The organism is Pseudovibrio sp. Tun.PSC04-5.I4 (assembly GCF_900104145.1).
Lineage (GTDB): Bacteria > Pseudomonadota > Alphaproteobacteria > Rhizobiales > Stappiaceae > Pseudovibrio.
On record NZ_FNLB01000005.1, the window covers coordinates 89,494 to 113,011 of the forward strand.

Consider the following 23,518-nt stretch of genomic DNA (forward strand, 5'->3'; position numbering starts at 1 on the left):
CCCCACGCTTTGTTGTACTCTCCTTTGAGGCAGACTCAAGGGTTTGTGAGGTCTGTGTTCCATTTGATGGAGTTGGTTTTACCGGTTCCTGACTTTTCAATCCTGTCGCGCCGCGCAGATGGCTTGAAACTTTCAAATCCCAAACCGCGAACGAACTCAGAGCCAGTAGAGCTGGTAATCGATAGTACAGGCGTTAAGATCTTTGGTGCCGGAGAATGGCAGGAAACCAAGCATGGAACCAGGATAAAGCGCAGAACTTGGCGCAAACTTCACCTTGGCCTTGATCTGAATACCGGCGAAATCGTATGTTCTGAACTGACCGAAGACAATGTTGGTGATCCAACCGTTGTGCCGGATCTGTTGGATCAGATCGAAGATACAGTTGCCACGTTCCTTGGTGATGGCGCTTATGATGGGGCGCCTGTGAGGCAAGAATTAGCAGACCGTTTTGAAGGTATCGAGGTCATCATTCCACCTCCCAAAACAGCTATCCCCGGCTCACAGGCTACGACCACTCCCACTGCTCGCAACCGGGATATTCTTGCCATTCAAAAGAACGGCAGGATGTCTTGGCAAAAGCAAACCGGATATGGCCGAAGGTCTCGAGGCGAAACTTTGATGGGTCGCTTTAAGCAGGTGATCGGGACCACGCTCCGGTCACGAAAGTTGAACAATCAGAGGACAGAGGCAAAACTTGGCGTCGCCGTTCTCAACACAATGACCGCCCTCGGACGCGCCACGTTCGAGAAGGTTTCTGCATGATCAGATGCATGGGATTGGGCAAGCTGCAAGCTAATTTCGAATTGTGCAACAGCGCCACGCCAGTGTGCCAGAAGCTAGAAAGGCCATCGGTAAATTCATCGCCTTTTATAATCAGAAACGCCCACATTCATCGCTTGACTGGAATACCCCGGATCAGGCTTACTTCAACCACCCGCAAGGCATAACTCAAGCTGCGGCGTAATCGGAGCCGATCTACTTATAAAACACGATCAACTGTCCAAACAAACGGGACCACCTCTCTTCAATCCAAACCGTGACATCGCCGCGACGACGCAAGCTTTCATTATACTTCGACCAGTTCGTCACTTTGTATTTGGCTTTGGCAAACTTATGTCGGCGATCAGCATTGGCTTTAAACGGCATGAAGTGAATCTTCATTGAAGGAAATATCAGCCGGAATATACGCCTGAAGCGTATTTATGCAACAGCGCCAATCAGAGGGCCGAAACAAAGATTGGCGTTAGCATTCTCAACACAATAACCAAACTCGGCAGGCCCGCGTTCGAAGCAACCCCATGACCTGAATTTACGGGTTTGGGCGTGCTTTAAGCTATTCACGACCCGTGCAACAAGGCCGGGTCAATCAGTTTTCCAGGTTATCACGAGCCTTGCAGAATAGCTGTGTCCAAAGGTAAGCCAATCTTAACCATCGGAAAACTTTGCGACACAACCCTCACTGGAATACCTCTTGCTTTACCCAAACATCAGGCATCCGAATATTATTTGCAACAGGGCCGTTATAATTGCGTATATATTAATTACACGTATAAAGTTTGGGGATTAGTTTTCAATGAAAATTACTATGGTACAGCAAATCGGATTGTATACCGCCTGCATACTCGGCACGCTGGCATGCTGGACCGTGTTCCCATGGGGCATTGTTTGTATCCCGTTCGTATATACAGTCTGTTGTATCGCTCCCATATTACCTATTATCAAAAACGACAAGCCAGAGAGCATTAACGCTACGGAGCTCAAAACCTCATTATTGATATTCGCAAGTCCGCTTCTTCCGATTCTACTTTTAGCTTTAGATAATGGCTTAATAATTCGCGTTGTCGATGTACTAATAAGTACAGTACAAGTCATGAATATTGCTGAAAATAGTACTGATCTTGATAAGTTATTAAAGGCAAACTCAGAATACCTAGGAAGTGTAAACCAAGCACAAGACATGATTTATCTTTTATTTTTTGGGTATTCTTCTGCATCTTTGATGTCTTTTTATACGATCAGACATGCGCAGTCATTCTATCGCACTTTGCTGTTTTACGCCAATGTAACAAACCCTAAAAAGGCATTAATAACATGTATTGTTATTATGATATCTTTATTGTCCTCCCTAATATGGATGGTGTCTGACTGCATTACCCCTCAACGATCTTCACTGCACGTAGTTGTTGACTTTTGCTATGCTTACAAGCTTGGAGACTTCTTCTTCCTTACAAACTTATTATTCGTATCAATGATCAATATTATCTTTTTTTGTTTTATCTCAATTGCGGTGATTGCCGCGACATGGAGTGAAAAGTGACTGTTACCGCAAATCCTATTTCAAATGAAGAATATGAAGGTCTAACCACCGAAGACAAGAAGAATGCTTGGACTGCAGTCGGCCTATCTTTGAATGCTTATTGGAGCAAGATCGATATTTTGCTTGAGAGTGCAATTCAAAATGCAACTAGTGAAAAGGTTATTGGTGAACTAGTTGAAATGCAAAAGTATGCTAGCAAAGCTGGTGCTGCCTTCGGTGTAATTTTCTCTGCTGTTGATGAATTTGTTCTTGATCAGACTGACCGTAGCGTAGAATGGAGCACCATCAGGGTTGCTGTCAGAGCGCTCATAGGCTGGGGAACCGCTGCTGGTACCGCGGCATTGGTTGGAGGGGCGGCAGGTTTTTCCGTCGGAGGCCCTTTTGGAGCAGGTGTCGGGATTGTATCTGGAATTGTCGCTAGCTTTGTCACCGACAACGCTGCCGTTTTCATTCTCGATTCTATAGAGAACTCGTTTGACCTTGAGTTCTTTGCTCAGGAAAAAATTCCCGAGATGTACGCGATACATGCTGGCTATGGTCATTTTGTTGATGTTCGCGAAGGCAACACAATCCATGTGAATGGCGGCCGCAAAGCACCGATGGTTGCTGCAGGAAGCGGTAACGATACCATTCATGGCTCTGACCAAAATAGCCAAGAGTACGGTGCAGACAATATCGACGGTGGAAGCGGTAACGATACGATTTATGGTCAGCGCGGGAATGATGTGCTGTACGGCGGCACCGGGAACGATACCATCTATGGGGGCGATCATGATGATGAGATCTTGGGTGGGAATGGAACTGATACCATCTATGGAGGAAGTGGGTCAGATGTGATCTACGGCGGAGAAGGGGATGATGTCATCTCTGGTGAAGGAGGTTCAAATTACTCTGATCCAACAGAATCCGATAGCGATGAAATTTATGGGATGGTCGGTGATGATAAGATTACGGTAGGTGTCGGTGATCATTTAGTCTTTGGTGGAGAGGGCAATGACGTGCTCGTTGGCGAGGAATCCAGCGGTGACTTCCATGGCGGAGCGGGTGATGACAAAATTACAGTAGAAGGTGCCGAAAGCGGGCAAACTCATGTTTTTGGAGATGGGGGCAACGATACCATTAAGGTTGGCAAAAATGTTGATCAGGTTGATGGGGGCGATGGCGATGACAAAATTGAAGTAACCGATACAGATGGTAACCGTATGGTCATAACCGGAGGGGCAGGCTACGACAACATTCATGGCTCCTCTGATGGTGAGGATATTTACGGTAATGATGACCATGACGTCCTTTATGGCCATGAAGGGAAAGATAATCTTTATGGCGGTGATTCCAGAGACACACTGGATGGAGGAGATGACACCGATATTGACCGCCTGATGGGGGGAGATGGAAGCGACACCTATTACGCTTATAGTAATGATATCATTGATGACTCCGATAATAGCGGAAAAGTCTTCTTTAATGGCATATTGCTAAACGGTGGGGAGATAAAGAAAGACTCCTGCGATGACGACGATGAAAAAAATAAGAGCGACGATGAAGACACGATCGAAGGTCGCAAAGGAGAAATCTATCATCGCAGCAATAGTGGCCTTACCGTCGAGTACAATGGCCAAAAGCTCACCATTAAGAGCTGGAGGTCTAACGGTGATCTAGGAATTTCCTTCGACCCGGAAGGTCCTGAAGGTGGCGACTCCTGCGATCCATCACCAGATCATTATGGATCTCCGTTGGTTCTTGATATGGACGGAGACGGCGTCGAACTGATTTCGCTTTCTGATTCAGTTTCATTTTTTGACATTGATAGTGATGGTATCAGAGAAAGAACCGGTTGGGTTGCAGCAGATGATGCTCTCTTAGCTCTGGATAAAAATGGGAATGGAGTCATCGATGACTCCAACGAGCTGTTCGGATATGGGGAAACTTTTTCTTCTGGCGACGATGATACGTTTTCTGGTCCTGGTGGTCTTAACATACGGTATGGCAACGGTTTTGATGCTCTAGCCTATTATGACTCAAACAATGATGGCAAGATTGATAAAAATGATGACATATTTTCTCAATTACAGATCTGGCAAGATGCAAACGGCGACGGCGTTTCCGACACAGAAGAGTTGAAATCTCTCGCTGAGGCGGGAGTTACCAGCCTGTCTTTGAACTCAAGTCCGGCGAACGAAAAGAATCAAGAGAATCTTGTAACAGACAAGGGAACATACTCTGGCGTAAATGGCGAACAGGAACTTCTCGATGTTTGGTTCAAGTTCAACCAATACGACATCAAATACGAGGCGATAAATAACGTCGGCCCCGCAATACTTGCACTTCCCAACCTATCTGGAGGAGGCCGTGTTCGCGATTTGCAAACGACTTGCTCGGAGGATCCAGTTCTCCTTGAGCTTGTCGAACGTTTTGCCAACTTAAGTATTGATGGCGTTGATCAAGTAAGTGATCTTGTTGACCAAATTTTGTATCGTTGGGCAGGCACCTCAGTTGATCTAGAGCCGAGTTCCCGCGGCACTCATCGTGGCGTTTTCGCGGATGCGCGGAAAATCTCAGTAATTGAGGCCTTTGCAGATACGGAGTTTAGGCAGCATGACAGCAAAAGCCCTCTCCCCAAGGCGGGTGCTGTACTGACAGACCAGTATGCGATGATCCACCGCAATATGCTGGCCCGATTGATGGTTCAAACCGATTTAGGTAGTGAGTTACTGCCTGAACTTCAGCTAAGACCTCCGCATTTTCTGATTTTGGAAGCAGAGGTTTCAAGCGATGTTGCATTGCAACGCCTCGCCGACAATGCGCCGGCGGGTTGGGCCGAGAAAATGGCCTTCTACCATGCTGGCTTGCAATTGTTCGACACCGTCTTTCTGTCGTTTTTCGATATAAAGCAGCTTGATAACGGGAAGAGCGCTTACAAACAGAAGGTCGAAGACATCTTGTCCTCAATCGGCCTTGACGTTCAATACGACGACTTCATGGTTTCCAATATCGGGGGGAATGGAGACGACAATATATTGATGATTACAACACCTGGAAACCAGTTCGGTAGTGAAAACTCAATCGCGATTGGTGGGAAAGGTGATGACAAAATCAAGCTTGGCAGCGGTCAAGATTATCATTCAGATTCTGGTGTAAATTCAGTATACTGGGGTAAAAATCAGGGCAATGACACCATTCTCATTGGAAATGGCTGGGACAAACATAAAGTTATACTTCCTGAGGTTGGCTTTGATGAATGTGAGTTTATTCTAAATGCAGATGGCGGTGGTTTCCGTCTGACCATAAAAATATCTGCAACAGGAGAAACTCTGACGATCGTAAGCGACTCGCTTAACGTCGCCAAAATGAATTTTCTATTCGAATTCGACGCTAATTTCACAAAGAATATTGTTGATATCATCGCCGAAAATAAAACGGTGACTGAAGGAGAAGACTTCTTAATTCAAGCGAAGAGCGAGGAGCTTGACGGTCTTGGAGGGGACGACCAGTTGGTTGGTTCTGATGAGAGTTCAACCTACAAGTTTGATCTTGGGTATGGTCATGACACTATATTCGACAGAGCGGCAGCAGGCGTCATAAATACGGTAAAGTTCGGCACGAATGTAACCCTGGATGACCTTGAATTTAGCTATTTGAGAGCAGGAGTTCACAACGACCTTCAAATCAAGATCTCAGGTACGGATGACAGCCTGACAATCATTCGTCAGATGAAGGGGCAATACCCTATTGTCGACAGGTTCGAATTTAGCAATGGCACAGTTCTGACGTATCTGGACATTGTAAACCTGCTCCATACTGAAGACGGTCAAATTGTCGGAACCGGCGGAAATGACACTTTTCACATGAACGCCACTGAGGATACGCTGTATCTGGGCGGAGATGGCGCGGATACCTACAAGTACTATGCGGGCGAAGCTACTCACTCAATTACTGAGGAGTTATATTCTGGCACTGTCGATCGCATTGTTTTCGACTCTCCACGGAGTCAAATAGAAGTAACCCAAGATGATGATTATTACTATTTCAGCATCAAAGACACCTCTGGAAAGCTTGCAGTTCAAAAGCAATACTCCGGCATAGACTACTTCAGATTTTCAGACAACGGAGCGGACTACAACCTCAAAGACCTTCTTCGAATGTTAGATACGACAGGCTTTGACAGTGGCGCTATTGTTGGCAGTGATGAGAGCGAAACGCTCAATGGTACCACTGGTGACGACATTATATTCGGGCTCCTAGGGAATGATAATATCTACGGCGGCGACGGCGATGATATTCTTTATGGCGGAGAAGGGACTGACACCCTTGACGGTGGAAGTGGTGATGACACCCTCATTGGAGATGGTGGCGTCAGTGATTTTGATGGCGGTGAGGGGAATGACCTGATTATTATTTCTGACAAACGTCCATCCTTCTTCTACGATATTGGCGACGGAGATGATGTAATTCTCCAGGAACGCTGGGTTCAAACTTTCTCAGTTTCGGTACATCTTGGCGACAACATTCTTCCGGAAGATCTTACATTTTCGTTCGTCGCGTTCGATAGTACTGCGTACAAAGGCAAGTACAGTTTTATTGATACGAACTGGGCTATGAAGATTGAAGTTGCTGGTTCAGGGAGCATGACCTTTGCCCTTGATAGCTTTGATAGCTTCAGTGTATTTGCAGCTGTCAACTTTTCAAACGCCAGTGGCGCGGATGAGATCTACTTCCGCGACATCATTGAGGAGTTGCGCAATTCGTCCGATGAAGATCAGGTCATCGTGGGTCATTCCGTAGTGATGAGATTTCTAGCGGTAAGGGTAACGATGTCCTGGCAGGGGGCGGAGGTTCCGATACATTCAAGTTCGACGCTGGGGATGGACACGACACTATTGACGTGTCAGTTAACGAAACTTACGGCTTATCTGGTCGTGGAACCATCTCCTTCGGAGATGGTATTACCGCTTCGGATTTGAGTTTTTCTAGATCTGGCGAACAGTATCAAAACCTTACGATCACCTATAGCGCGACTGACTCTGTAACTATTGTCAATCAATATGCGGTCATTGCAAACTTTGTCGGAGTTCAATCTGAGAGCTATGCCTCCACGATAAAATTCTCGGATGGAACTAAGCTCGACTTAAGTGAGGTTGAGGCGGACTTAATGGTGTCGGGCTATGGCGATGATACACTTATCGGTTCTGGAGGTGCAGATACCTTTGCAGCAAGTGCTGGCAATGATGTGCTGCAGGGCTTGCATGGCGATGATACCTATCACTTCAATAGTGGCGCTGGTGAAGATCTCATTCTCGAAAACTCAGCAAACCTTCGTTACCAAACAAGTCATGTGGAATTTGGAGAGCTTCCTGTCGATACCTACAGGGAAATTGACAAGCTGGAGTTTGGTGCGGACATATCTTTTGAGGATTTGGAATTTGAGGTTGTTGGTGAGAATAGCACCGACCTGAAAATTTACATTAAGAACAGCTCTGACAGTATCACTATTAAAGACCAGTTGAACCCTCAGGAAAATTGGGGCCGTCTATCTGAAGTGAACATCGACGCCATAAATGCCGATGAACTTGGCCCGAATGGTGAGATCTCAAAAGCTTACTGGATGAAAAATCTTGCAAGCAGCTTTGGTGTGGAAGCTCTCTTTTCCAGCGGGATTGAGCGATTTATCTTTGCTGATGGTACCGAGTACACCCGCCAAGAATTTGCAACAAAAGTGGGATATACGGAACAAACTTCCGAGGGCTTCATTTTTACGGACGAAAACGGGGGTACTCTGGATGGCGGTGCCGGGGAGGACGTCCTTGAAGGGGGAACTGGAAACGATATCATCAAATTCGGAGAAGGCTATGACAACGATGTTGTTTCCGACGATGGAGGCTGGGACACCATCGAGTTTAATGGCGATGTATCCTTCGGTGAGATCGTTTTCTCGCGTTCGGGAGATGACGGCAACGATCTGCTCATAGAACTTGCCGGTGTTGCGCGCAACTCGATGCTTATCAAAGACCAGCTTGCAGATAACGGGAAAGAAGTTGAGCTATTTAAGTTAGCAAACGGAACTTATTTCACGAACAAAGACATCGAAACCATCCTTCTGTCTCAATCAATCACAGACACCGCTGACACTATTGTTGCGTTTAATGGAGATGACCATATTGAAGCCCGCAATGGCGATGATGAGATTGAAGCTCGCAGAGGTAACGATACCGTTGATGGAGGAGCTGGCACCGATACCGTTATTCTAAAAGGAAAAAAGGCAGAATATACGGTTACCCAAGATGGCACCTACACGGTTGTTGACGGACCGAGCGGAACAAAAAAACTTATCAATGTAGAAAAGCTTGTGTTCGTTGATAATGACGGCAACGAGGAAGTGTCAGTTCTTGTGGCAAACATCGCCCCAGAAGCGACGACAGCTCAGTTCACAAGTCTTGAAGACCATAATCTCGTTTTGTTTGTCAGTGACTTACTGAGTTACGTTAATGATCCAGATGGAGCAAACCCCGAATTGGTGTCTGTCAGTAATGCAGTCAACGGTAGCGTTGTGATTGACGCGGGGGTTGTGAAGTTTGTGCCACTGCAAGATTTCTACGGAACAGCTCAGTTTGAGTATACGATCAGGGATGCAGGTGGACTTGAAGCAACCGGCTCTGTACAGCTCACAATCTCAGCTGTGAATGACCAACCGGTGGTGGCATCCGTGTTGGTCGATCAAAGTACTCCAGAATCTGTAGCGTGGAATTATACAGTACCTGCTGAAACATTCTCAGACATAGATGGGGATAGCCTGGTACTGGCAGCCTCTTTGGAGGATGGAACTCCATTGCCGACGTGGCTCACCTTTGATGCCGTTACACAAACACTCTTCGGCACACCACCGCAGGATTTTGTCGGAACTCTAGATATCCAAATAACGGCATCTGATGGAACGGCGGAAGTCTCTGATACCTTTGAGCTGACTGTCGCAGCGACCAATGATGCGCCTGTGGTCGCAGTAGCTCAACAGGACAAAAGTATTGCAGAAGACACTGAGTGGACATACACGATACCGACTGGTGCTTTCACAGATGAGAATGATGATACCCTGACGCTAACTGCAACATTGGCAGATGGATCAGACCTACCAGATTGGCTTCTCTTTTTGCAACCACTCAGACCTTCTCAGGTTTGCCGCCACAAGACTTCACCGGAACACTTGATATTAAACTTACGGCGTCAGACGGGGCCTCTGAAGTCGCAGATATTTTCCAACTATCCATCACTGCAACCAACGATGCTCCGGCAGTTGCTGTTGCTCAGCAGGACCAGTCTGTTTCTGAAGACACCGCCTGGTCCTACACAATACCGGGTAGCACTTTCACCGATCCTGATGGAGATGTCCTGTCTTATAGTGCAATGCAAGCTGATGGCTCGGCCTTACCATTCTGGCTGAGCTTTGATGCTAGCACCCAGACTTTCTCCGGTACGCCGCCGCAGGACTTCAACGGCGCACTTACCCTCAAGGTCACCGCATCTGATGGCGCGATAACTGTCTCCGACGAGTTCGTGCTCACAGTAACAGCCACCAACGATGCGCCAGTTGTGACAGTCGCTCAGGCAGACCAGTCTGTTGCTGAAAATACGACTTGGACCTATACGGTTTCGACTGGAACTTTTAGCGATGTGGACGGGGATTCTTTGACCATGTCTGCCTCTCTAGCCAATGGATCGGCGCTCCCAGCGTGGATCAGCTTTGATGCCAGCACCCAGACGTTCTCTGGTACACCGCCGCAGGACTTCAACGGCGCGCTTGCCCTCAAGGTCACAGCATCTGATGGCTCGGTAACTGCCTCTGATGAGTTTGCACTCACGGTGATAGCCGCTCAATCACTAGCGACAGCGGGTGATGACATCCTGACCGGAACTACCAATGTTGATGTTATTTCTGGCCTTGGTGGTGCAGATCAAATCAATGGCGGTGCCGGTGATGATTATCTTTACGGAGATGAAGGAGACGACACGATTTATGGAGATGCTGGGGCTGATACTCTATCGGTGGTGAAGGCAATGATACGCTCTATGTTGATGCTGATGACATCTCTTATTCTGGTGGTGCAGGTACTGACACGATCATCTTTACTCAATCCAGTGATGTAAGCTATGCCGTGGCTCAAAACGGTTTTGAGAATGCGACTGGGGGTGCCGGGAATGATACTTTCTGGGGTAGTAGTGCAACGGACAATATCCTTATCGGAGGTGCAGGAGATGATGGTCTCCATGGTTATGTGGTAATGATACCTTAATCGGTGGCGCGGAGCAGATTACATGATTGGTGGCGAAGGCGATGACATCGTTCATGTGGACCAAGATGACACTTGGTATTCAGGCGGTGTGGGAACTGACACCATAAAGTATGTGGGAACTGGCGATTTTGAGTACTCACTCGATCAAGGGCACTTCGAAGTTGTCTTCTCCGGCGCTGGGAACGATGCCCTTTGGGGTGGGGATGCCGACGAAGAATTCCACGGCGGTGCAGGGAACGATGAACTCCATGGTGGGGCAGGGAATAACACCTTTTACGGAGATAGCGGCAACGATTACATCGTCAGCGGAGTAGGTGACGATACTATCCGGATAGAAGGAAGTGTCTTTGGTCATGATTCCGTTGATGATTTCACAGCAGGCGCTGGATCGAAAGATAAATTTATCTTAGACAGCGATGTGTTCGCTGATTTTGCCGATGTCATGAGCAAGGCAGAGGATTGGGGCGGTAGCACCACCTATATCACCCTCGATGATGACAATTCCATCACGCTGTACGGCGTACAGAAATCCGATCTTCATGTTGATGACTTCCAGTTTGTTTGAGTAATTACATGACATCCATTTCTAATAATACACCTCGGCGGCCATTGGTCGCCGAGGCTTTTGCTGCGTCCCGGTCCGGGTATGCAGGTGTCGGGGTCTTGAGTCTGGTCATCAACCTGTTGATGCTGACCGGCCCAATGTTCATGCTGCAGATCTATGACCGGGTGTTGGCGAGCCACAGTGTGCCGACGCTGGTGATCATCGCCAGTTTTGCCGGTATCCTGTACCTGTTCTTTGCTTTGCTTGAAGGCATCCGCGCCCGTGGGCTTTCGCGTATCTCGCAGGAGATCGACGCACGGCTGTCGCGCACCGCGTTCCTTGCCAATCTGCGCGTGCCGTTGCGCATGGGCAATGCAGGCAAGAACGTGGACCCAATCCGCGATCTGGAGACTATGCGCCAGTTCTGGGGTGGTCAGGGTCCAGCTGCGCTCTTTGATATTCCGTGGATGCCGATCTATCTGGGTCTGGTGTTTGTGCTTCATTTCTGGCTAGGCATGCTGGCTTTGGGCGGAGCTGTGATTATCCTCGCTCTTGTGCTGGCCAATGAGTTTATGAGCCGTGCACCAGCACGCGAGCTGTCGATGCAAAATGCGCAGCGCAGCAACACCCGCTCCGGTGCCCGCCGTAATGCAGAAGTTGTACGCGCTCTTGGCATGAGCTCCACGATGACCGCCAAGTGGGATGAGAGCAACGCCAAGTTCTATGATGCACAAACCAAGGCTGGCGATCGTGCTTCTTGTTTGCAACAGCCATCAAAGCCTTCCGTTTCATACTTGGCTCTGCGGTTCTGGCTGTGGGTGCATGGCTGGCGATCCGCCAGGAAGTCTCTCCGGGCGTTATGATTGCAGCCTCCATCATCACCTCGCGAGCTTTGTCCCCGGTGGAGCAGGCTGTCGGTCAGTGGCGTATCTTTATCGCAGCCCGCCAATCTCGTGCCCGTCTTGAGAAAGCACTGGAAGGTCTGAACGAGACAGCACTGAAACGGAATTGCCCCTGCCAACCAAGACCCTGAATGTGCAGCAGATTGCAACAGCCCCTCCGGGAGCCCGCGCGGTGACGTTGACAGGCGTTAACTTTGCGCTCAACGCTGGCGATGGTTTGGGTATCATCGGGCCATCCGGATCAGGTAAAACCAGTCTGGTCCGTGCCCTTGTTGGCGTCTGGCCAATCCTACGCGGATCTATGCGTTCTGGATGGCGCAGAGCCTAACCAGTGGTCCGAGGATCGCCTCGGCACAACTGTTGGTTATCTGCCGCAAGATGTTGAATTGTTTGACGGCACCAATGCGGAAAACATCTCCCGTTTTGCACCAGAGCGCAGTGACGACAAGGTATTGGAAGCCGCACAGCTTGCCGATGTACATCAGCTGGTGACCAGCCTGCCAAATGGCTATGACACACAGTCGGTGAAGGCGGTACGCTGCTTTCTGCCGGACAGCGCCAACGTATTGGCCTCGCCCGTGCACTTTACAACAGCCCGTTCCTGATCGTGCTGGATGAACCAAACTCCAATCTGGATTCAGAAGGGGAAGCAGCGCTCACCAGTGCTATCAAACTGATGCGCGAAACCGGTAGTATCGTGATTGTGGTCGCCCACCGTCCAAGTGCCATATCTGCGGTGGATCTGTTGCTTGTGGTCAAGGATGGTCAACAAGCCGCCTTTGGCCCGAAAGAAGAAGTCTTGCCCAAGATCAGTGCGCCAGCTGCCGCTACTGCCAAATCCGGACCGTTAAGCGTGGTGCCACATGTCTGAGCAACAACACTTTCCAGCATTCAAAAGTCACGCCGTAAACATATGGGCTGGGGCATTGGCCTTGTGGGTGTTTTGGTGGTTGGCCTTGGAGGCTGGGCCTCTGTTGCGCAAATTAACAGCGCGATTATCACCTCCGGCTCCATCGTGGTCGAAGGGCAGGCAAAAAAGGTTCAGCATCAGGAAGGCGGCATCATCGGTGAGATCCTCGTTAAGGATGGCGATAGGGTCAAAGCTGGCGATGTCCTATTCCGTCTGGATGAGACGGTGGTCAAAGCCAATCTGTCAATCACCCGCAAACGGCTTTACCAGATGCAGGCGCAGGAAGCGCGGCTATCTGCTGAATGGCGCAGTAAACTCAAAGTCACCTTCCCGAACAAGCTTACGATCCTTGCTAAAACTGATGCCATCACATCTGCCACCCTTGAAGGAGAGCAGGCTCTGTTTGCCGCCCGCCAAGGTATCAAAGGGCGCAAGATGCAGCTTGGCGAACAGGTTTCTCAGCTGGAGCAGCAGATTGTCGGGCTAACGGTGCAGCGCGACGCGAAGGCGGAAAGCATTGATCTGGTTACCCAACAGCTCTCGGACTTCTCCATCCTACTGGAAAAGCGCTTGATCAACGCCTCGCAAGTCACGGCCATCAAACGTGAACGAGCTGAGCTTGTGGGACAGCGCGGTGGGTTAATCTCGCAGGTTGCCCAGACCAAGGAAGCCATTAGCGAGAAGCGCATTCAGGTTCTACAGTTGGATGAAGAGTTCCTCGAAAAGGTACTCTCTGATCTTCAGGAGATACGCGCTCAGATTGCCGAGCTAGAAGAACAAGAAATCACCGCAGAAGATAGACTGAAGCGCATTGATATCCGCAGCCCGCAATCGGGCTATGTGCATCAACTTAACGTGCATACGGTTGGCGGCGTAATTGCACCCGGTGACATTCTCATGCTGGTGGTGCCAGAAAACGGCAAACTCATCGTGGAAACCCGAGTGGTTCCAACCGATGTGGATCAATTGTTGCCGGGGCAAAGCGCCTATGTGCGCCTTGCTGCCTTTGACCAGCGCACCACACCGGAACTGGGAGCGATAGTTCTTAACATCGCGCCAGACCTGACACGCGATCAGTCACTGGCGAACAGTTCTATCTGGCCCGGTTGAGGATCCTGGAAAGCGAACTACCAAAGCTTGGCGGACAGACCCTCGTCCCCGGTATGCCAGTCGAAGGCTTCATCCAAACCGAGAACGCACAGTCCTCTCCTACTTCATCAAACCCCCGCGATCAGATCGCTCATGCTCTCAAAGAGAAGTAGGGATTTGGTGTGTCGTAGGCTTTGCAGATTGTCGGGTCACCCATTTGTCAGGGAGTGTGACCAATGCGACTGCCCATAAGCGTCCGTAAGAGGGCCGGTATGCGTACGCCTTTACCTCGTTGTTTCACGTCGCTCTGTTTGGCAGAATCCGCGGATTTGATATTATCAAATAGATAGTACGAAATAATTTGCAGTGAAGGGGTGACTAACGTACATTTTGGCTATGAAAAACATCTTGATTGGCTACGCCCGCTGCTCGACCGACAAGCAGGACCTTGAAATCCAAAAATCGTCGCTCGCGGATCTTGGCGTTGATGCCAGCCGAATTTATAGCGATCACGGATTAACCGGCACCAACCGCACCCGACCGGGGCTCGATCAGCATTGGCAGCCGTGCGCGAGGGGGACACTTTGGTTGTTGCTAACTGGATCGGCTTGCCAGATCTGTACCAGACGCCAGATGGATTGCCGAACAGCTCACAGAGCGCGGCGTGAAGCTGCAGCTGGGCGCCAGCGTTTATGATCCGGTTGATCCTATGGGGAAGATGTTCTTCAACATTCTTGCCACTTTTGCCGAGTTTGAAGCCGACCTCATTAGACTACGAACCCGCGAAGGCATGAAGCGGCAAGAGCGCTAGGTAAACTGCGCGGCAAGAAACCCAAACTCTCGGAGCTGCAACATAAAGAGCTACGCCGGATGTACGATACCGGCGAGTACTCCATTTCCGATCTAGCGGAAATGTTTACCGTCTCCCGACCGACAGTGTACCGCACATTGGCGAGAACCAAGTCTCTTGAAAGCTCTGAAGCAAGAAAATTGGTCTACGCTGAAAATCTTTGCATCAGCACCAAAACGCCACAAGCTTGGATGCTGAGAGACTGAATTTGACCGAATATGGAAAATCTCGAAGTGATGATCAATGGGCTGACTTGGTGGGCCATATGTATGGACCGCCTGCATTTTGCAAGAGAGTTTTAACTTGGAACCTTGAAGTCGCTACTATGTATCCGACCTGTTTATCGGCGCGCGGCCGTGGCCTTGATGGTAATACGCACGTACCTACAGTTAATTAGCGGACAGGTTACTTAGAACCATTATGGCCCTCTGACTTTGGGTGCGTTCTTTCTTCCGTTCCATGCTTATGCTCTGTCGCGAACTTTTAAGGAGGTTCTGGTTAGATCGCCTCCATGTTGGGTCCGTCAGCATAAAGGTACGCGGGGTCCCGCAGGATTTAAAATTTGTACTTCCTCGTATTTTTGTCTGGGTGAACTCGCATAGTTTTTCGATTGCCAGTACGGAGTTTTTCTCTGTTCAACAAAGCGGGGCGAAGAGGTCTTTCAGGGTTTGCTCGTCAAACAGGGTGTTGTGGATATTTCGGGACTGGATAGAAGTGCTCGGCGAGAGCTTGTTTTTTCGCTTGTAGTGCCATAATTTTTCCTCGACTGTTCCTTTGACGACAAGGCGGTGCACAAAAACGGGTTTGTCTTGTCCGATGCGGTGCGCGCGATCCATTGCCTGTCGCTCAACAGCCGGATTCCACAAGGGTCATATAGGAAACCGTATCCGCCTCGGTCAGCGTCAGGCCAACACCACCTGCTTTGAGGCTTAGCAGAAAGACAGGAACTGTCCCGCTTTGAAATGCATTCAATACTGCGCCACGGTCTTTGGTTTGGCCTGTTAACATGACATAGGGGATACCTAATTCGTCGAGATCTGTGGCGATCAGATCTAGCATGGTCGTAAACTGCGAGAAGACCAGAAACGCGTCGATGTTCCGCGGTAGTTTCGATCAGAAGTTCCAGTAGCCGAGCGCGTTTGGCGCTGTCGGTGACCGAGCGCGCGGCTTCGGATTTGACCAAGCCGGGATCGCAGCAGACCTGGCGCAGTTTCAAAAGCGCATCAAGAATGGTAATTTGTGCCCCGTTCAGTCCGCGAGCTTGAACCGCTTCACGAACCCTCTCATCCATTGATGCACGTACGGTCTCATAAAGCGCCTGCTGTGGTTTAGGCAATTCGATATAATGAGTGATTTCAGTGCGAGGCGGTAATTCGGATGCGACCTCTTCTTTGGTGCGTCGCAACAAGAAGGGTCGGATCCGCCGATTCAGCCGTGCCTGTGCTGGGCATCTGCGTGCTTTTCGATCGGCGTGCGAAACACAGACACAAAAGTTTTGCGATTGCCCAGCAACCCCGGGACCACCCAGTCAAAGAGCGTCCAGAGGTCTTGCAAAGAGTTCTCAACCGGTGTGCCGGTCAGCGCCAATCGGCCAGAGCCGGGAATTAAACGCAGGGCTTTGGCCATTTGCGATGCCGGGTTTTTTAACGTCTGCGCCTCATCCACGATGATGAGGTCCCAATTTTGCGCAGACAGGATATCCTGATCACGTGACAATAGGGGATAGGTAGTTATCACGAGGTCCGCATCGGGGATTTGTCCAGCCAATTCCCGTCGCTTCAGTCCGTGCAGTGTCAGCAAACGCAATTCAGGTGTGAATTGTGCAGCCTGATTTTGCCAGTTATGCAGCAGGCTTGTAGGTGCCACCAAAAGTGACGGTCCACGGCCTTGGCGCGCTTGTAAAGTGGTTAGGGTCTGAAGTGTTTTCCCTAGCCCCATGTCATCGGCCAACACGCCGCCAAATCCGGCCTCGGTGATCCGTTCCATCCAATCGGCACCAAAGGCCTGATAGGGTCTGAGTTTGGCTTTGAGACCTTCAGGCGGTGTATAGTCGTCCTGAGCACTGAGAGCCTGAAGCGCTCTGGCGAGCGGCAAAATCCCGGCTTCATCAGCAAAGCACACGTCGCTTCCATTCAGCGCGTCATGTACCGCGGCAACGAGAGGCGCGTCGGTTGGATGCAAGCGATGCCTTTCAGCCTCCTGGCGCAAGAACAAATGTAAAACACCCGCAATGGGGGCGAGTGACACCTGCGTATAGCCTTCTTTGCCCAGATCAACATAAACCGGATGCCGGTCCATATCCTTGGTGAATGAATCCAGATCCGGTAGTGCTTGCGGGTCGTAATTGACCGCGATCTGCTCCAAAAACGCGGCGATCATAGGAGCAATGTCGTGATTTTTTGCGCTTATTTTGACCTGAAAGCCAAAAGAAAACCAATCATGCCCCTGAAACCCCTCACCGGGCTCGGCTTGGGTCGACACGGACAACTGCGCTTTAGCGGCGGATAAACGGTATGGCCATTTGGAATTTTCTGTAATCTGCCAGCCCTCGGAGCGCAGTTGTGGCAAGATATCGAAGGTAAAGCGCATTGCATCGTGTGAAGGGGCCGCAGGAAATACCAGATCTGCATCAAGCATCTTGTCGCTGGGTGTAAAATCTCCTTCAAAAGGAGGAATAGCACCGGTATCTACCAGTCGTAGATAACAATTCTCCTCCCATTCGTTATCGCGTTTTAATGTGATTACCTCATCGCCGCTGACAAACTGGGGTGACAAAAATCGCCAAAAGCAACGTCAATTCCTTCATAATCAAACAGCAAAGTCAGCGTTGGCAAAGTTGACACAGGTTTGCGATACCATCCTGCCGAGCAGGTTTTGGCCACATCAAGTTTCAGTTTTGCAACGCGGGTTTGAGGTGCTCGCGTGACCTGTTTAACTTGAACTGGTTTTGGTAACGGCAATACTCCAAGATGTGTGGGGAGCGCCTCGACGATCACCGGTAGATCATCCGGATTGAGCTCAGGGCTTTGCTCAACCAACCGGACGATTTCGGGTGATACCTGCCCTTCAAAACATCCTAGCTTACCAGCATTTGCGTCGATCCAGATCATATCAGCCCCGACCTGCACAACTTCGCCCGCAGCAAAACCTAGGCGCTGTGATCCGATGCCCCAACGTTCCATGTTAGATCTACTGGACGGTTTTCCTCGGACCAAACCAGTTTGCTGCTGATATCATTATTTGAAAAACAACGCTCCGTTTTGCAGATCCGCTCAATCAAATCCGTACCAACAGTGGGTGAATGGCGCAGCACTTCGGGGATATCCGTATAACTTCCATAACTGTACTGGCCAACAATCAACTTGGCCTGAGCCAGCTCTGAAACAAGGACGAGGTCAATAGGCCGAATAAACTTGGGAATGGATGATCGTAAGTTTTGCAGGATATTGTAGCGCTGCATTGATACATTCAGCCCGGTGCCTTGCGCGTTTACCCGCCCCTTCCAGATTGAAACTGAGAGCCCACCCCCGCTACGCTCCAGAACATAAAGCAGCCGTTCTTTGGTTTTCGGCGGATAGTCCTCTGGTCGTTCCTCATCTGACTTTGCGTTTGTCTGATCTCCATCCAAGGCCAGTTCATTGGTACGCGCTATCCAGGTTAGCATCCGGTGAGAGATTTGGGGTTTATCACGCAAGACAGACCCGTTCATCCCCGCCCAGGAGATCAACGCTGCAGCCACATGTTTGCAGTTGTATGCCACAGGACAGGTGCAATCCCCGTCTATCGTGTCCCCGGATGCTGCTTGTATGCGTTGGCGATAAACAACTCCGGACTCATTGCGCACCTCCGAAAGAAGATTGTTTTGTGGCGAACCAATCAGCTCTCCGACATAGCCCTTGTTCACATATGAACGAGCTCTTTCTAGAGTCCTGCTGTCAAATTGCTTCAGAAAATTCATAGGGTTCGCCTCAAAAAATCCTGTACCCGCGAAATCGAAGGTTATACATGCGCAAAGAAAAAACCAACCGAGGCAACAACAGGCTTGGATGGGTATCTTAAAATTGGAGTTACTGTCAATTCTGGGGCATGAGCTTTTACTTAAGCAGTTTTTATCAGGCTGAGGTTGTTGTCGCCATCTCAAAAGCCTCATACACCAGATTCAGTTATAGCTCCAAATTGGGGTCTGTTGAGGATACGTGTAAAATACACTCACTTCAAAAGCAACATGCTCCGCTAGCAAGGGCCTGCGTCCTTATGAAGGAGCTCCTTGCATGTTTTGTTGCACAAAGATTATAGCTCTTAGCGCAGTTCTTCTGCAGCGAGTAAGTGATAGCGGCCACCATTTTTATCAATAAGTGCGCCATTGACATATAGGTCATTGGCGCATAATCTGGGCTTATGACACGTCTTCAAACTGTAGTAGAGCTGCCTGAATTTGTCCGACGAGCAAAAGCCATAATGTCAAACACCGAACTTGAGGCATTAATCAATCACATCCTGAGTCTGGTGTCCCGTTAGGTGGGGGACTTAGAAAGGTTCGTATCCCGCGTAGGGGTGGCGGCAAAAGTGGAGATTACCGGACGATGTTTGTATTTGGAGGAAGTCACATGCCGTTGTTTCTTGTAACTGTCTTTGGCAAGAATGAAAAAAGTAATCTGACAAAAACAGAGCAGGCAGCGGCCGTTGATTTATCCAAGAAGATTGGCGCAATGTATGGAGATAAAAAATGAGCGCATTTTCCAGTGTCTCACAGGGATTGAATGAAGCCTTAGCCTATGCAGAGGGCAAAGACATTAACGCTACGCTGCATCAAGTGGAAGTTCCGGCCGTTGACGTTTGCGGGATAAGAAAGTCTACAGGGCTTTCTCAGAGCGATTTTGCCAAGAGCATTGGGGTTGCTAAGGGTACGCTTGTAAATTGGGAACAAGGTAGACGACATCCAAGTGGTCCAGCGCAAATCCTATTGGCTCTTATTGCTCGTAAGCCTACGGTTGTTCAGGATCTTCTTACGGATAAGTAGCTGTCTTAGATAGAATAGCTGTTACTCCTGACGCGCTGTAAGTGAGTTGGAGATGATACACGGACAGAGCCATCTGCCAGATCCAAACCTTCTGAAACACGTATCACCCTTGGGTTGGGTTCATATCAGCCTCACGGGTGATTATGTCTGGGATTCTGGCGCAGCAGAGCGTTCTAATGAACGCCACCTCAGCAATGCGAGAAGGTGGGCGTAAACTTATGAAGATGAAAAGGTTTACTAAATGTTCCCCTTAGCGTTTTCTGCGCACAGACCTTGCAATGACGCCAATGGGGCCAGATTCGATACCGCCAAAGGTGACGAATTGACCATAAGGTTATTCCAAGATAACATTATGATGACTTACGTTCTTTAGAGGTAACATTATGGCTACTGCAGTCAAAACCCCCCGGGCAGCGCGCAAAGAGCTCATGACCCTCGGGGAGAACATTCGTGTCGCGCGCCTGCGTCGAAAGCTGACGGCCGAGATCATCGCGCAGCGCGCCGGAACAACCCGGCAGACCGTGGCCAAGGTCGAGGACGGGGATCCTGCGGTCAAGATAGGCACCTATGCGGCAGTGTTACAGGCGCTTGGTCTCCTGAAAGGGTGGGGGCAACTCGACGACCTAGTTGGTGATCAGATGTCTCTCGATGGGCTTCCCAGCGGGCGAGGTTGAAGAATGGTTGAGGTTTGGATCGATTGGAAGGGTTTGCACCGAGTCGGCACGCTACACCGGACAGCGGGGCGGGGCAGGGAGCGGGTGTCCTTCACTTATCATGAGGGCTGGCTCGCTTACGAAAATGCTTTTGACTTGTCCCCGGACATGCCGCTGGGTCCGGGGCAGTTCGTGCCACAAGCAGGGCAGGACATGCTCGCACCGCTCGGGGACTCCTCCCCAGACACATGGGGTCGAACCGTCATGCGGCGCTATGAGGGGCGGATGGCCGAAGCCGAGGAACGACGTCCGAGGACGCTGCAAGAAACCGACTATCTGTTGGGCGTAAACGACGAGACCCGATTGGGCGCGCTACGGTACAAGGTTGATGACGAGTTCCAAGCGCACGAAGGGATAGGTGTGCCTGCGTTGCTCAGTCTCGGGGATCTGCTCCAAGCCTCTCAGCGTGTTCTTCGTGGGGAAGAGACCGCCGAAGACCTCAAAATGCTCTTTGTTCCAGGAAGCTCTCTGGGCGGTGCACGGCCGAAGGCCAGCATCTTGGATCAGCACGGACGCCTTTCTGTAGCGAAATTCCCGAAGGAAACGGACAACTACTGCGTCGAGCGTTGGGAAGCTATAACGATGGTGATAGCCCGGCGAGCCGGGATTACGGTTGCGGATCACACCCTCGAAATGGCTGACGACAAACCTGTCTTTTTGTCCCACCGGTTTGATCGGAACGAAGAGGGCAGGATCCCGTTCATCTCGGCGATGGCCATGCTTAACGGGCGGGACGGGGAAAGCTACAGCTACCTAGACCTAGCAGACGTGATCACCTCGGAAAGCGTAGCCCCGGACATGGATCGCGAGGAACTCTACAGGCGGGTCGCCTTTTCCATCCTCGTGACGAACCTCGATGACCACATGCGCAATCACGGATTTCTTCGCGGGAAGGGCGGCTGGCACCTCTCACCTGCGTACGACATCAACCCGATCCCGAACCAACCGCGCGTGCTCAAGAGCTTCGTGAACGACGACAATCCGGATGCTAGCATCGAACTGCACCGCTCTCAGCACGAGAATTACCTCCTCGAGGCTAAAGATGCCGATCACATCATTTCGGAAGTGGCCAAGGCCACGAAGACTTGGAAGGAAGTCGCCCATGCTTTGGGCGCACCGGAGCGGGAAATCAAGGAGATGGTGTCAGCTTTCGAGCATGAGGAAACGGATTTGGTCTGGTAATCAGGGACCAGAACAAGTTTTGCTCGTAGGCGTACGCTAAGCAATTTATCTTTATTGTCAGTAAGGTGTCTTTTAACCACCGTTATTGTACGTGTCCATAACGGGATATGGTGCTTTGAAAATACAGAGTATTTGGGCCTGATTTTTGCGAATGTACAAAAGTAATTCATTTTTTTATTTTTGTACGTCTACTTTTGTACATGCTTAAACCTAAATATATTTAGAAAATACAGTGGGTTAATCTCAATTTCTATTGTCGAATCTTATCAATATTAATGTTTTTGGACAAACAAGCTAAACCCATGTCGCATTCTGTCCCTTTGCGGGGATAGACCCAAGATGCATTCATCCGATTTCCCTTGAAATTGGCAACCATTAGATTGTGTATGGAGATAAGTCCTAAGCAACACACAAAAGAAGCTGCAAACGACTTGACGCCCGCAATCAACAATTGCGAGCGCCTATGCAAAATCCAAATGGCAGACCGCTGCCTTACTCCGAATTCAATTTGAGATAATCAGTTCACTGACGCGCCTGCCTGTCCCCTTCGCGATGGAATAGTTCAGGTTAACCTCATCCTGCCGGAAGTCCTCAAAGGTCTTTCGCGTCTCATCTGTATTATTGAGCGAGAGGATAAACCGACCTGCGATCTTGGAAAGCTGTTCTGCCATCTCTGCAAAGTCTGAGCGTTCAAATACCCCTTTGCCATAATCCTTTTCCCCGCCCCAGTAAGGCGGATCCAGATAAAACAGAGTTGCACTCGCATCATAGCGCTCAAGGCAGGCTCGCCAGTCGAGGTTCTCAATCGTCACAGCAGACAGTCTGTCAGATACCAGCTCGATATTGTTGAGCACACGCTTGACATTGAAGCGGGACGGACGCTCGACCGCAGTCCCGAAAGACTGCCCCGTGGCCTTCCCCCGAAGGCGAGGCGTTGCAGATAGTAAAACCGAACCGCCCTTTGAATATCCGTCAGGTGGTCAAGATCTGCATTGTGTAAGGCTTCAAACTCCTCACGGGATGCAAACATATATTCCAAGCTTCGCAAAAACTCAGGCTTGTGGGATCGCAAGACACGAAAGAAGGTGACAAGCTCACTGTTGATGTCATTAATGACTTCGCATTTAGCCACAGAGCTTCGCTTAAAAAACACCCCACCCATCCCGCAGAACACATCCACATAACTCAGGTGAGAGACTTGATTGATCTGGCCAACGATACGGCCAGCAAGCTGGCTTTTGCCACCAAGATACGGTGCCACCGGTTCAGCTTTAACCGGAGCGACTTCTCCAAACAAATTCATTTTGAGGATAGCTTTCAGGCTTTGGCAAATTTCCCAACCATAATTTACAACGGGTGTATAATGTCAATTAGGGAGGAGCCGTTTTGCTGAACTGCAAGCTCTCACGGACTGATTAACCAGACAGACCGTGGATGGACGTGGAGCTAACACGCCTATCTCCCTGCAGCAGAGAGATATAAAAGTACCTAAACGTCTCTAACAATCGTAGCAATTTAAAATGACTGATTGGTCATAAGTTCGGCCCTCGGACGTTCTAATACGATTGGTCAGTCTGTAGCTACTTCCAGCAGTCCCATCGATCACAATTGAGAGTGATCTTGTCCTGATACCTTGCAAGGCCACTGTTGCAGATGCCCAAGGGAAAATGTCCCCGTCATGGGATACAGCACCTATAAAGGGACATCCC

At 49.8% G+C, this 23,518-nt stretch carries 20 protein-coding genes and 4 pseudogenes; 16 read left to right on the forward strand and 8 right to left on the reverse strand.

The window, feature by feature from the left end; translation table 11 throughout:
• The first annotated feature begins 12 nt into the window (after positions 1-12).
• Positions 13-762 carry an IS5 family transposase gene (locus BLS62_RS04970; protein WP_280141824.1) on the forward strand — a complete coding sequence of 250 codons (750 nt, stop codon included), beginning with the start codon at positions 13-15 and terminating at the stop codon, positions 760-762.
• Positions 763-817: 55 nt separating this feature from the next.
• A pseudogene (locus BLS62_RS04975) lies at positions 818-964 on the forward strand (integrase core domain-containing protein); the annotation flags it as partial.
• A 65-nt stretch (positions 965-1,029) separates the two neighbouring features.
• Here the strand turns inward: BLS62_RS04975 and BLS62_RS32105 are convergent.
• Positions 1,030-1,146 (reverse strand): annotated as a pseudogene (locus BLS62_RS32105) (IS5/IS1182 family transposase); the annotation flags it as partial.
• A 427-nt stretch (positions 1,147-1,573) separates the two neighbouring features.
• On the opposite strand from BLS62_RS32105, the gene BLS62_RS04980 reads away from it, so the two are divergent.
• The 10 genes and pseudogenes from BLS62_RS04980 (at position 1,574) to BLS62_RS32115 (ending at position 15,100) form a co-directional block, all read left to right on the forward strand.
• Complete coding sequence (locus BLS62_RS04980; RefSeq protein WP_093177583.1) at positions 1,574-2,317, forward strand: hypothetical protein; 744 nt, start codon at positions 1,574-1,576, stop codon at positions 2,315-2,317.
• Complete coding sequence (locus BLS62_RS04985) at positions 2,314-7,278, forward strand: calcium-binding protein (RefSeq protein WP_093177753.1); 4,965 nt, start codon at positions 2,314-2,316, stop codon at positions 7,276-7,278. The genes BLS62_RS04980 and BLS62_RS04985 overlap by 4 nt, the downstream gene beginning before the upstream one ends.
• Before the next feature lie 188 nt (positions 7,279-7,466).
• Positions 7,467-9,272: pseudogene (locus BLS62_RS04990) on the forward strand (cadherin-like domain-containing protein); the annotation flags it as partial.
• Positions 9,273-9,484: 212 nt separating this feature from the next.
• Positions 9,485-10,453 carry a putative Ig domain-containing protein gene (locus BLS62_RS04995; protein ID WP_244283515.1) on the forward strand — a complete coding sequence of 323 codons (969 nt, stop codon included), beginning with the start codon at positions 9,485-9,487 and terminating at the stop codon, positions 10,451-10,453.
• A gap of 168 nt (positions 10,454-10,621) precedes the next feature.
• Positions 10,622-11,164 (forward strand): calcium-binding protein, encoded by a 543-nt coding sequence (locus BLS62_RS05000; RefSeq protein WP_093177762.1) that lies wholly within the window; start codon positions 10,622-10,624, stop codon positions 11,162-11,164.
• An 8-nt stretch (positions 11,165-11,172) separates the two neighbouring features.
• Positions 11,173-12,916 (forward strand): annotated as a pseudogene (locus tag BLS62_RS05005) (type I secretion system permease/ATPase).
• Positions 12,917-12,958: 42 nt separating this feature from the next.
• Positions 12,959-14,065, forward strand: coding sequence for an HlyD family type I secretion periplasmic adaptor subunit (locus tag BLS62_RS05010; RefSeq protein ID WP_208990687.1), 1,107 nt, complete (start codon positions 12,959-12,961; stop codon positions 14,063-14,065).
• A 375-nt stretch (positions 14,066-14,440) separates the two neighbouring features.
• Complete coding sequence (locus tag BLS62_RS32110) at positions 14,441-14,740, forward strand: recombinase family protein (protein ID WP_280141825.1); 300 nt, start codon at positions 14,441-14,443, stop codon at positions 14,738-14,740.
• Positions 14,682-14,855, forward strand: a complete 174-nt coding sequence (locus tag BLS62_RS32550; RefSeq protein ID WP_280141826.1) for a recombinase family protein — start codon at positions 14,682-14,684, stop codon at positions 14,853-14,855. The genes BLS62_RS32110 and BLS62_RS32550 overlap by 59 nt, the downstream gene beginning before the upstream one ends.
• A 59-nt stretch (positions 14,856-14,914) precedes the next feature.
• Positions 14,915-15,100 carry a helix-turn-helix domain-containing protein gene (locus BLS62_RS32115; RefSeq protein WP_244283516.1) on the forward strand — a complete coding sequence of 62 codons (186 nt, stop codon included), beginning with the start codon at positions 14,915-14,917 and terminating at the stop codon, positions 15,098-15,100.
• Between the two features lie 429 nt (positions 15,101-15,529).
• Here the strand turns inward: BLS62_RS32115 and BLS62_RS05020 are convergent, their stop codons facing one another.
• The 5 genes from BLS62_RS05020 to BLS62_RS05045 all read right to left on the reverse strand — a co-directional run bounded on the left by BLS62_RS05020 (position 15,530) and on the right by BLS62_RS05045 (position 18,798).
• Entirely contained in the window at positions 15,530-15,730 is a 201-nt protein-coding gene (locus tag BLS62_RS05020; RefSeq protein WP_093177765.1) for a DEAD/DEAH box helicase, read from the reverse strand.
• A gap of 10 nt (positions 15,731-15,740) precedes the next feature.
• Positions 15,741-15,989: a C-terminal helicase domain-containing protein gene (locus tag BLS62_RS05025; protein ID WP_348271863.1), complete on the reverse strand. Its 249-nt coding sequence runs from the start codon at positions 15,987-15,989 to the stop codon at positions 15,741-15,743.
• A gap of 333 nt (positions 15,990-16,322) precedes the next feature.
• A complete protein-coding gene (locus tag BLS62_RS05035; protein WP_143521521.1) occupies positions 16,323-17,669 on the reverse strand; it encodes a DEAD/DEAH box helicase in 1,347 nt (448 codons plus the stop codon).
• On the reverse strand, positions 17,636-18,076 hold the full coding sequence (locus BLS62_RS05040; RefSeq protein WP_093177772.1) for a hypothetical protein: 441 nt from the start codon (positions 18,074-18,076) through the stop codon (positions 17,636-17,638). The genes BLS62_RS05035 and BLS62_RS05040 overlap by 34 nt, the downstream gene beginning before the upstream one ends.
• Positions 18,043-18,798 carry an SWIM zinc finger family protein gene (locus BLS62_RS05045; RefSeq protein WP_159436501.1) on the reverse strand — a complete coding sequence of 252 codons (756 nt, stop codon included), beginning with the start codon at positions 18,796-18,798 and terminating at the stop codon, positions 18,043-18,045. The genes BLS62_RS05040 and BLS62_RS05045 overlap by 34 nt, the downstream gene beginning before the upstream one ends.
• A 577-nt stretch (positions 18,799-19,375) precedes the next feature.
• Between BLS62_RS05045 and BLS62_RS05050 the strand changes: the two genes are divergently transcribed.
• The 4 genes from BLS62_RS05050 to BLS62_RS05065 all read left to right on the forward strand — a co-directional run bounded on the left by BLS62_RS05050 (position 19,376) and on the right by BLS62_RS05065 (position 21,809).
• Positions 19,376-19,624, forward strand: a complete 249-nt coding sequence (locus BLS62_RS05050; RefSeq protein WP_200798471.1) for a type II toxin-antitoxin system RelE/ParE family toxin — start codon at positions 19,376-19,378, stop codon at positions 19,622-19,624.
• Positions 19,621-19,914, forward strand: coding sequence for a helix-turn-helix domain-containing protein (locus tag BLS62_RS05055; protein ID WP_093177776.1), 294 nt, complete (start codon positions 19,621-19,623; stop codon positions 19,912-19,914). The genes BLS62_RS05050 and BLS62_RS05055 overlap by 4 nt, the downstream gene beginning before the upstream one ends.
• A gap of 383 nt (positions 19,915-20,297) precedes the next feature.
• Positions 20,298-20,588 carry a helix-turn-helix transcriptional regulator gene (locus BLS62_RS31300; RefSeq protein ID WP_200798468.1) on the forward strand — a complete coding sequence of 97 codons (291 nt, stop codon included), beginning with the start codon at positions 20,298-20,300 and terminating at the stop codon, positions 20,586-20,588.
• Between the two features lie 3 nt (positions 20,589-20,591).
• Positions 20,592-21,809, forward strand: a complete 1,218-nt coding sequence (locus tag BLS62_RS05065; RefSeq protein WP_093189951.1) for a type II toxin-antitoxin system HipA family toxin — start codon at positions 20,592-20,594, stop codon at positions 21,807-21,809.
• A 503-nt stretch (positions 21,810-22,312) separates the two neighbouring features.
• Here the strand turns inward: BLS62_RS05065 and BLS62_RS32790 are convergent.
• Together BLS62_RS32790 and BLS62_RS32795 are read right to left on the reverse strand one after the other, a co-directional pair.
• A complete protein-coding gene (locus tag BLS62_RS32790) occupies positions 22,313-22,621 on the reverse strand; it encodes a DNA adenine methylase (RefSeq protein ID WP_348271862.1) in 309 nt (102 codons plus the stop codon).
• The gene (locus BLS62_RS32795; RefSeq protein ID WP_200798469.1) at positions 22,618-23,112 is read right to left on the reverse strand and encodes a DNA adenine methylase; all 495 of its coding nucleotides are present in this window, start codon (positions 23,110-23,112) and stop codon (positions 22,618-22,620) included. Before BLS62_RS32795 ends, BLS62_RS32790 begins: the two co-directional genes overlap by 4 nt.
• Positions 23,113-23,518: the final 406 nt, after the last annotated feature.